Here is a 10,000-nt window from a genome sequence, read left to right as displayed (position 1 = left end):
TGGCACCTTGATCCATTTTGCAATCATGTAAGAAATGATTCCGACTGCAATGGCGTGTTCATAGGCATAGCTGTCCATCCGTGAGAAGTGACGCAAGGAGAGCATCACCTGTGGCTGTGACTGGAACTGCGAGAGAATAGGCGCGACCACTTCCCTTACTTCCATTACCGGAATATTGTCACCGCCTTGCACTCGAACCAGTAAATTTTTAAGAGTTGTGACTGCTTTCTCAAAAGATTGCTGGAACGCTGCCGGCTTCTCTTGAACAACCTTTGCGGATACAACTGGTTGATCCATTTCTTTTTGATCAGATTGCTCGACATACGTTACTTCCTCTGAATCTTCAACGAGTACCTGTTTGACCATAAAAGCCTCCAGATACTCCATATCCTTTTCAAAAAGAGTTGTCCCTTTTGCAAAAAGTAAGCCGCCCAGTGATGTATGTACTTCTTCAGCTAATTTTGTTCCAATGGTCAGTTGTTTCACGTCCACGACGGGCACGTTGGTCACCATCCGATCCAACTTGATAAATGATATAGTTCTCTATTCCCAATTTTATACTAGATTGAAACCAGTTGCAGGAAAAAACGTTCTTCACTTCGACCCTCGCTTATAAAAAAGACGCTCCATCAAGTGACGGAGCGTCTCGCTTTCCTTATTCTTCGGTTGGCTCAGGATCAGTAGGATCTTCAAGGTCAGGGACATCCAAACCTTGATCTTCTACCCCTTCATTGATGATCTCTTCTTCACCTAGAGTACCTTCCATATCTTCTTCGTCATCTTCGTTAGGCGGGCACTTGGCAACTGAACCAACCTGCTCGTTTTCACCCAGGCGAATCAGTTTGACCCCCTGCGTGTAACGACCCATAACAGAAATGCCTTTCATCTCCGTACGGATAATGATCCCAGAAGTCGTGATAATCATCAGATCTTCCTCTGGTTCCACTACTTTCAGGCCGACAACATTGCCGCTACGCTCAGTTACATTGTGCGTTTTGATACCTTTTCCGCCGCGAGACTGAATCCGATATTCCTCTACTGGCGTCCGCTTGCCGTATCCATTCGCTGTAACGATCAGAACTTCAGCGTTCGGTTTGATGACATCCATATCGATCACATCATCGTCGTCATCCAAAGTAATGCCTTTTACGCCGGTAGCATTGCGCCCCATCGTACGAACATCACTTTCCTTGTAACGAACAGACATACCATTCTTGGTACCCATGATGATCTCTTGATGGCCATCAGTCAGACGCACACCTATCAACTCGTCATCGTCACGCAGGTTGACCGCGATCAACCCGCCTTTGCGGATGTTCTCGTACGATTCGAGCGTCGTCTTTTTGATTATCCCTTTTTTGGTAGCAAAGAACAGGAAGCGCTCTTGGTCAAATTCCTTGACAGGAATCACCGCGCTCACACGCTCACCTTTTTCAATCTGAATCAGATTGATGATCGGCGTACCTTTCGCTGTACGGCTGAGATCCGGAATCTCAAAGCCTTTCAGGCGGTATACCTTTCCTTTGCTCGTGAAGAACATGATGTAATCATGAGAATTGGTAATGTAAAGATGCTCGACGAAGTCGTCATCTTTGGTACCAAGCCCTTGAATCCCCCGTCCCCCGCGTTTTTGCGCGCGGTACGTGGAAACCGGCAGACGCTTGATATATCCATCATGGGTCAGGGTAATGACCACATCTTCTTCTGGAATCAAGTCGGCGTCCTCAATATGATTTTCATCGATTGTGATGATCGTGCGGCGGTCATCTCCGAATCTCTCTTTGATTTCCTCCAACTCATCGCGGATGATCCCGTAGATCTTGCCTTCATCAGCAAGGATCGACCGGAGTTCTGCGATTTTCACCATCAATTCCTGGTACTCATTCTCGATTTTCTCCCGCTCCAAGCCAGTCAGGCGTTGCAGACGCATATCGAGAATGGCCTGTGCCTGTTCATAGCTCAAGGTGTAGTTGGCCATGAGTCCATCGCGAGCTTCTTCCGTTGTCTGGGAAGCGCGAATCAGACTAATGATCGCGTCAATGTGATCGAGCGCGATACGCAAGCCTTCCAAGATATGAGCACGTGCTTCTGCTTGCTTCAGATCGTACTCGGTACGTCTGCGGATAATTTCACGCTGATGCTGCAGATAGTAATACAGCATATCCCGCAGGTTCAGGATGCGCGGGTGGCTATCCACGAGGGCAAGCATGTTGACCCCAAACGTGGTCTGCATCTGGGTATGCTTGTAGAGGTTGTTCAGGACAACCTTTGGAATCACGTCACGACGCAGTTCCATTACAATCCGCATACCTTTGCGGTCAGACTCATCGCGCAGGTCGGTAATGCCTTCAATTTTCTTTTCACGAACCAGCTCTGCGATCTTCTCTACGAGTCTGGCTTTGTTCACCTGGAAAGGAATTTCCGTCACAATAATGCGCGGCTTTCCTTTTTCCTCTTCAATCAGGGTCTTGGCACGCATGATAATAGAACCGCGGCCTGTTTCATAGGCACGACGAATCCCGCTGTAGCCGAGAATCTCTCCGGCTGTAGGGAAATCTGGTCCTTTGATGATCTTCATGAGCTCAGGGATGGTAATATCCGGGTTGTCGATCATGGCTGTTACGCCATCAATCACTTCCGTCAGATTATGCGGTGGGATGTTCGTTGCCATCCCTACGGCAATACCGCCCGCTCCGTTGACCAAAAGGTTCGGGAACCGGGAAGGCAAAACGACCGGCTCTTCTTTACGGCCATCGTAGTTCGGTGCAAAGTTAACCGTTTCTTTATCAATATCGCGCAAGAGCTCCAGGGCAATCTTTGAAAAGCGCGACTCGGTATAACGCATTGCCGCTGCCGGGTCACCGTCAACAGAACCAAAGTTCCCTTGACCTTCTACCAGCATGTAGCGCATGTTAAAATCTTGTGCCATCCGGACCATTGCTTCATAGATCGAAGAGTCACCGTGCGGGTGATAATTGGCCATTACTTCCCCGACCGTGTTTGCTGATTTACGGAAAGGTTTGTCGGGTGTAAGACCCATGTCGTGCATGGCATACAAAATACGCCTGTGTACAGGCTTGAGTCCATCTCGAACATCAGGCAAAGCGCGACTCACGATAACGCTCATCGCGTAGCTGATGAACGACTGTCTCATCTCTTGACTAATATCGACTTTTGGAAACCGAGCAGTTTCTTCTGCCATAAAGGGTAAACCTCCAACTGGTTATCACAATACTTCATTATACCATATAGAAAGAGGGCACGTCCAAAAAATCCCGCAAGGTTGCTCAATTCTCCCCATTTCCCCAGCGTCTTAACCGCCTCTGTTCCCAACCTGGAGCGTTTACCTATATATTACCAAAAACATTCTGGAATTGACTCTCTTACGTCCACAAGAAAAAACCCAAAACGGTTCAGGAAGAAACCGCTTTGGGAGCAGAAGCCTTTTTCGATTGGCGAATCACATAGACAATATAGATCACTAAATAGAGAACCATGACAAGCATAGAGTAACGGTACATCAGCGCAAACCCCGTCTGTTTGGCAATCGCACCTAAAATCATGGCACCGCCACCAATCCCCAGATCGAATGCGGAAAAGAAAGTACCGGTAGCTGCCCCTCGCCTGGAAGGATCCACCCGCTGGATCGTCCACGCCTGCAGGGAAGGCTGTACGGCCCCCGCTCCAATCCCAAACAATATCGCCGCCGCAATCAATCCGACCTCTGTCGTACTGTAGGATAGCGTCAGTACTGCACCCCCCGTAATAATCCCACCAGGCATCAATACCCAGAATGGCCCCTTTCGATCAAAGAGCTTTCCAGATAGGGGGCGGACCAGCATCAGAGAAATTGCATTGAACAGGAAGTACAACCCGACATTTTCAATGCCTACTTCCTTCCCAAAGAGTGTGATAAAGCTCACAATACCTCCGTACATGACCCCTATGAGCAACGCCAGCAGCGCAGGAAACAGTGCTCTTTTCTCAAACAAACCTCCATTGCCTCCTGCAGTCGGTTGGGTGGCACCAATTGGGGCTTTGATTTCAACCATTCGAGACAGGATCATCGCGAGTGCCGTCAGACCTCCTGATACTCCAAACAGCCAGCCGTATCCCCATGATTGAGACACCCACAACCCGATTAATGGACCGACTGCCATTGCGAGGTTGGTAAACATCCCGAAGTAGCCCATCCCTTCACCACGTCGCTCAGCCGGAATAATGTCCGATACGATCGTCCCGTACGTCGTGGTGACAATCCCCCAGCCGATCCCGTGTACAAAGCGGAGAGCCAACACCAGGGCAACGCTGGCCATCCAATAGTAACCAAAAACCGCTAACAGAAAGATTGCCAGCCCGCTCAAGAGAACAGGTCGTCTGCCCATCGTATCGAGTGCTTTCCCGGTAAAGGGGCGAACTAGCAAAGCAGAGACGGTAAACAGACTCACTACCAGTCCCACAGCCAACTGGTCTCCACCCTTATCGGTTATATAAACCGGCAGTGTCGGAATCAGCATTTGGAACGCAACGAACAGCATAAAATTGGAGAGTGCGAGTATGACAAACTCCTTGGTCCACAGTGAATTTCCTTCTTTCAAGCTTCTCACTTCCCATTTGTCTTTACATTTTGTATACATTATCATTTAATATGTCTGCATATGTCAATCCTTTCGCTTCGCCAAAAAGTTTTCGCTGACACTTACTGTCCAGGTCTCCTCCACATTTGCAAATCTGTTAACGTCTCTTTGTACTCCTTTTCCAGCGTCTCCTTATCTGTCGCAGTTAGTGTCGGTATCGATAGCCTGCTTACCAGATCAGTCAGCTTTGTCTCCAGTAGCAGGATTTGCTCGGCTCTATCGTCTCGTGTCTTTTTACGTTTCTTTCCATCCAGGTATTCCTGATACGCTCCTTGAAAGAGGACTGGCTGCGGTTCATCAAACGAAAGAACGGCGTCAGCCAGCCCATGCATCAGCTTTCGATCGTGAGTCGCAAACAAGATGGCACCAGGAAAATCAGCTAGCAGCAGCTCCAGCTCCTCTTGTGTCGGGATATCGAGATAGTTGGTTGGTTCATCTAGTAGAAGCACGTGATAGTCCCCAAAGAAAACTTTGGCGAGTGCCACTTTGACTCGTTCACCTCCACTTAACGAGGAAACCAGTTTGTGGACGGCCTCCCCTGGAAACAACAACCGAGCAAGCGCCGTTCGAATCGTCGACTCAGGATAGCGGCTGTCTTTTTTCACATTTTGCAGGATGGACTGCTCTAGATCGAGAATCGACAGTGACTGATTAAAATACCCCAAACGGATACCCGGTGACATCGCGATCCCTTCCGCTTTTTGTGCAATCATAGACAACAGCGTAGATTTCCCGCTCCCGTTCGCCCCAATGAGCGCGACCTTTTGACCTCTTTGCACACGGAATGTGAGATCCGTAAACAAGCTTCTCGAACCTGCTTGCACGTTTACCTGGTTGCATTGAATCGCTGATCTCCCCCGATACTCTCCTTCTTGATGAAGATCAAACTGTACCCGCGCCAGTTCCTTTGGCCTTTCCTTCTCCTCCAACTGAGCCAGACGACTCTCCAACGCCTTGGCTGATTGCTCTACCTTTTCCCGCTTCCCCTGAGCCTGCATTTTGTGCAGCTTTGCTTCTGATGTGCTCATTCGCTTAGGCGCATCCTTCATGCCTTTCGCGTGCTGCTTCTTGTCGATGACCGCTTGAATCAGCCGTTTTTTCTCTTTTTGATAGGCCTCGTACTCCGTCCACTCCCGCTCCTTTTTCTGTTCCTTTTGCTGACGATACGCGGTGTAGTTCCCCTTGTACTCGATCACAATCCCATGCTCTACTTCCCATATTCGTGTACAAATCGTATCGAGCAATTCCCGGTCATGCGAAATGAGCAAAACGGCCCCAGGATAGGAACGCAGGGAGTCCTCCAATTGACGGATCCCGGATAAATCGAGATGGCTGGTCGGTTCATCCGCAAAAAGCAAGGGCGCCTTTGGCTCGAGTGCGGCAGCAATTTTCAGGCGTACGTGTTCTCCCCCGCTCATGGACCCGTGAACCAACGATACCCCCCATTTCTGGCGCCCTTTGCTCGACGTGCCCGCCTCATCAGCCAGTTCCAGCTGTCGAATGATAGCTGCAGCCGCATACGTGGATAACGTACCACTGTCTGCTTCTAGCTCCCCTGACAAAATGTTGAGCAATGTCGTTTTTCCAGCCCCATTTGGCCCTACGATACCAATTCGATCTCCATTTTGGACCTCCAGCTTTTCTGCCCGGAAAATAACGCGGTCCCCATAGCTTTTTTCAATATGACGCGCTTCCAGTAATAGCATACACATGCCTCCTTCTGAGATAAAAAAAAAGACGCCGGATGATCCGACGCCTTATGTCTCCATAGACCGTATGCCAAGTACACCGGTTATGCCGATGACTTTCCCCATAGAAAAAGGCACCGACATACCGGCGCCTTGGAATTCCACGTTTGTCTTCTTGTCTGCCTGATTGTAGGCATGCAAAAAGAAACTGGTTATGTTGAGAGCACCCGATACGTTTTCGTTACTATGCAATTTGTTTGGGTAGTAACGAAACGATCTTTCAATGGATTGCCCTCCTGCGTAGCTCGCACGAATTTTGTAAACATCTCCAGTTTATCTCAATTACTTTTGCATTTCAAGGTCATCCTTTTTTGTCAATTCCCCTCGCTTATCCCATACATTTCTCACACTTCCCCTCTACCATGGTACTCGTACACCAATACCTGACAGGGAGTGAATCACCAATGAAAAAATTTCTTTCAGTATCTTTGCTTACAACCAGCTTGTTGGCCAGTAGCACAGGGATCATCCATGCCGAGGAAAAGCCGGTGAAAGAGCCAAAGTTGAAACAAACTGCTGAATATCAACAACTGCAAACTCTCCAAGGTCAATCAAAAGAATTAAATATCGAACTGAAAGCACAAGGCGAAAAGAACAAAGCGATGTGGGATTCCTTCAGAGGCGACATTCCCCAGGAAGTCCGTGATACAGTAAAAGCTGCAATGGCCGAACTGAAGCCTCTGCGCGAAGAGAACAAGAATCTTTCTGTTCAGCTAAAAGAAGCAAAGCAAGCAAAAGATAAAGAAAAGGTTGCCTCTATCAAGGCAGCGCTTGAAGCTAACCATCAAACGATCGAAGCAAAATTAGCTCCAATCGCAGACGAGGTGGCTCAAGTAAAAGAAGGCCACAAAAACCTGAAAGAACCTCTAGCCGAAGTCAAACCGATTCGCGATGCAAAGAAAACAAACAAAGACGAAGCTCATCAAGTGAAGCAAGAAATTAAAGATACAATCACGTCTGCCAAGGAATCCTTCAAAGACGGGGACGCGGCTTGGCAATCTTCCCTGAACGATGCGATCGATCTGACTGAACAATTGAATGCGTTGAAGTCCGAAATCCTGTCGCAAAAAACTACGATTTACGAGACTCTGAAATAGACCTGAAACGTTCCTCCTCTATAAAAAAGACAGCTCCGCTTAAAGCCGAGAGCTGTCTTTTTGCTGTAGGAAATGACTTTACTTGAAAGTGTATGGGAAAAGTGTGGGAAAACGCTCAGATGCCCTGTTCGCTCACGGATCTGTTGTACAATAGCTAGAGAATACGAAGGTCTCGGAGGAACCCACATGAAGCCTTTATCCATTGCCATCGTAGACGATGATCCCAATATCCGACAGATTGTAGAAGCCTATTTGCAAAAAGAAGGCTACCTCACCATGAGCGTGCCGTCTGCAGAAGAGGCATTGCATCTCAAAGAAACGAATCCACCTGATCTATGGGTGCTAGATATTATGCTGCCTGGTATGAATGGCTATGAGTTCTGCCGCCGTATCCGTATGGAATCTGAGACGCCAATCATCATGATTTCAGCCCGCGACGAAGAAGTGGACAAGATTTTGGGTCTAGAATTGGGTAGTGATGATTATTTGACCAAGCCATTTAGTCCTCGTGAGTTAGTGGCCCGTGCCAATCGTGCGCTACGTCGCTGGGAGCACATGAAAAACAGCCGCGAACATTCTTCCCACGCTGGCGATGAAATAGCTCTTGATCAACCTGAGAAAGGGCTGCTTGTTTTGGATAAGGAAAGACGACTTGTCTATTCGCTTGGCGAAGAAGTAGAAGTAACCTCCAAAGAATTTCAAGTGCTCTCTTTGCTTTCAGAAAATCCAAACCGAGCTTTTTCTCGCGATGAACTGCTGACCCTCGTGTGGGGTGACGATTATTTTGGGAGTGATCGCGTGGTAGATGATTTAATCCGGCGTGTTCGTAAAAAGCTAGACAAGATCCCTTTGGAAACCGTATGGGGATTTGGCTATCGGCTGCGCTCGACAGAGAGGACGCAGGACGGATGAGTCTTCAGCTACGTATTACCCTCATGTTTGGTCTCTTATTGCTAGTCCTTACGTCTATATCTGCCAGCCTGATTCATTCCTTTTTGCTCGATAACCTGATTGACCAGCAAAAAAATGAGCTAGTGTTAAAAGGCCAAACTTGGATCGATAAGAATAATGACCCAACAGAAAGCGTTCAACCGGAATCGATTGCCGAGCTGACTAGGCTGTTTGTCTCCAATCGTAAAGTCGAAATCCTGTTACTGGGTAAAAAGAAAAAAGTACTGTACACGACTCTTCCTTCTTCTAATCTGAATCAATGGCTGGACGTCTTGGATCGAAAAGCAGAAAAACGTAAAGATAAGAACATTTGGATCGTTGGCGACGATGATTATGTCGTGGTCAATTTGCCGTTTAAGAACGATGAAAAACAGAGACTGATTCTAGGCTCTCCCGTTCGTGGATTGAAAGATGTACGTCTGGAGCTGACACAAAACATAATCATCGTTCTCCTTATTGGAGCGGTATCTACCATTCTCCTCAGCTTTTTCATGACAAAAAGCATGGTACGCCCCTTGAACCAGTTGGAGAAGGAGATTAAAAAAGTGCAGTTCCGCCGCTTTTCGGAGGTTCGTCATATTCCTGCCCGGGGAGAGATTTCCGAAGTCTCTGAGAGTGTTTATTCGATGGCGCAGGAATTGGATCGCTTTCATGAAATCCAGCGTCAATTTTTACAGAATGCTTCCCATGAATTAAAAACCCCCCTGATGTCCATTCAAGGATATGCAGAGGGGATTCGAGACGGTATTTTCACGGACAAGTCAGCAGAACAGGGCCTAGATGTGATTGTCGCTGAGACCAATCGCCTGAAACATATCGTGACGGACATTATCCTTTTGGCAAAACTGGAGAGTGAAGAAGATCTCTTTCACGCCTCTTTCTATTCAGCCTCCGAGTTGGTGTCAAAAGCCGTTGAGCGCCTGCATCCATTAACGGTTCAACAGAACGTTACCATCACAGTACGTAGCCTGAGTACAGATCCCATTCTGTATGTCGATGAGGACAAAATTTTGCAAGCTTTACTCAATATTGTGGGGAATGCGCTACGCCACGCCGACGAGCATATCGAAATCCGGATTGATGGAGGAAAACGTCATGCTATCATTGAGGTCATCGATGATGGAGAAGGCATTCCAGATGATTTGTTACCTCACCTGTTTCATCGTTTTGTAAAAGGAAAGAGTGGTGACGTTGGTCTGGGGCTAGCTATCTCCCGTGCGATCGTCGAGAGATCAGGAGGGGCAGTCGATGTGAGGAACGGCACTGTCGCCGGAGCTGTGTTTCGCTTGACCCTTCCCCTTCGCCCGCCTACACAAAGCTAACACCCGAGGCCATTTATCTGCCCCGGGTGTTTGTTTTATTCCAGTATGCTTTTTACCGTTACATATTCCGGGAAACAGATGGGGTGAGCGCGTTCCTTCCGATTCTCATAACCATGAGCGAAGCCAGCAAACAAAACGCACCTGCTACGATAAACATAAAGAAGTAGCTATTCAGCATCGTATATACGACTCCTCCGCCGTATGCGGCGACTGCAGCTCCCAACTGATGGGCTGCCAAAATCCAG

The 10,000-nt window shown here is 48.0% G+C and carries 8 protein-coding genes (2 of these 8 cut by a window edge); 3 read left to right on the top strand and 5 right to left on the bottom strand.

What is annotated here, in order from left to right; genetic code table 11:
- The 4 genes from AN963_RS18815 to abc-f form a co-directional block, all read right to left on the bottom strand.
- A protein-coding gene (locus AN963_RS18815) for an HD-GYP domain-containing protein (protein WP_055746022.1) crosses the window boundary here: on the bottom strand, window positions 1-513 show its start. The gene continues 591 nt to the left of window position 1, outside the view; 513 of the gene's 1,104 nt are visible here — the first part of the coding sequence; its start codon is at window positions 511-513; the stop codon falls past the left edge of the window.
- Window positions 514-655: 142 nt separating this feature from the next.
- Window positions 656-3,202 carry a DNA gyrase subunit A gene (gyrA, locus tag AN963_RS18810; RefSeq protein ID WP_055746021.1) on the bottom strand — a complete coding sequence of 849 codons (2,547 nt, stop codon included), beginning with the start codon at window positions 3,200-3,202 and terminating at the stop codon, window positions 656-658.
- A gap of 211 nt (window positions 3,203-3,413) precedes the next feature.
- Window positions 3,414-4,598 carry an MFS transporter gene (locus tag AN963_RS18805; RefSeq protein ID WP_201783759.1) on the bottom strand — a complete coding sequence of 395 codons (1,185 nt, stop codon included), beginning with the start codon at window positions 4,596-4,598 and terminating at the stop codon, window positions 3,414-3,416.
- A 101-nt stretch (window positions 4,599-4,699) separates the two neighbouring features.
- Entirely contained in the window at window positions 4,700-6,343 is a 1,644-nt protein-coding gene (gene abc-f / locus AN963_RS18800) for a ribosomal protection-like ABC-F family protein (RefSeq protein ID WP_055746019.1), read from the bottom strand.
- Window positions 6,344-6,789: 446 nt separating this feature from the next.
- Between abc-f and AN963_RS18795 the strand changes: the two genes are divergently transcribed.
- The 3 genes from AN963_RS18795 to AN963_RS18785 all read left to right on the top strand — a co-directional run bounded on the left by AN963_RS18795 (window position 6,790) and on the right by AN963_RS18785 (window position 9,755).
- Window positions 6,790-7,482, top strand: a complete 693-nt coding sequence (locus AN963_RS18795; protein ID WP_055746018.1) for a hypothetical protein — start codon at window positions 6,790-6,792, stop codon at window positions 7,480-7,482.
- A gap of 186 nt (window positions 7,483-7,668) precedes the next feature.
- Entirely contained in the window at window positions 7,669-8,394 is a 726-nt protein-coding gene (locus tag AN963_RS18790; RefSeq protein ID WP_055746017.1) for a response regulator transcription factor, read from the top strand.
- Window positions 8,391-9,755 carry a sensor histidine kinase gene (locus AN963_RS18785; RefSeq protein ID WP_055746016.1) on the top strand — a complete coding sequence of 455 codons (1,365 nt, stop codon included), beginning with the start codon at window positions 8,391-8,393 and terminating at the stop codon, window positions 9,753-9,755. The genes AN963_RS18790 and AN963_RS18785 overlap by 4 nt, the downstream gene beginning before the upstream one ends.
- Before the next feature lie 58 nt (window positions 9,756-9,813).
- Here AN963_RS18785 and AN963_RS18780 read toward each other — a convergent pair whose 3' ends face one another.
- A protein-coding gene (locus tag AN963_RS18780; RefSeq protein ID WP_055746015.1) for an MFS transporter crosses the window boundary here: on the bottom strand, window positions 9,814-10,000 show its end. 1,088 nt of this gene lie beyond the right edge of the window; 187 of the gene's 1,275 nt are visible here — the last part of the coding sequence; the start codon falls outside the window, past its right edge; it ends in the stop codon at window positions 9,814-9,816.

The sequence above is a fragment of the Brevibacillus choshinensis genome (assembly GCF_001420695.1).
GTDB lineage: Bacteria > Bacillota > Bacilli > Brevibacillales > Brevibacillaceae > Brevibacillus > Brevibacillus choshinensis.
This window is presented reverse-complemented; position numbering and strand designations above follow the sequence as displayed.

What these genes read in the sequence shown, in the direction of transcription:
- AN963_RS18795 (WP_055746018.1), top strand. Translation starts at nt 6,790, where the DNA reads ATGAAAAAATTTCTTTCAGTATCTTTGCTTACAACCAGCTTGTTGGCC.
- AN963_RS18790 (WP_055746017.1), top strand. Translation starts at nt 7,669, where the DNA reads ATGAAGCCTTTATCCATTGCCATCGTAGACGATGATCCCAATATCCGA.
- gyrA (WP_055746021.1), bottom strand. Translation starts at nt 3,202, where the DNA reads ATGGCAGAAGAAACTGCTCGGTTTCCAAAAGTCGATATTAGTCAAGAG.
- AN963_RS18785 (WP_055746016.1), top strand. Translation starts at nt 8,391, where the DNA reads ATGAGTCTTCAGCTACGTATTACCCTCATGTTTGGTCTCTTATTGCTA.
- abc-f (WP_055746019.1), bottom strand. Translation starts at nt 6,343, where the DNA reads ATGCTATTACTGGAAGCGCGTCATATTGAAAAAAGCTATGGGGACCGC.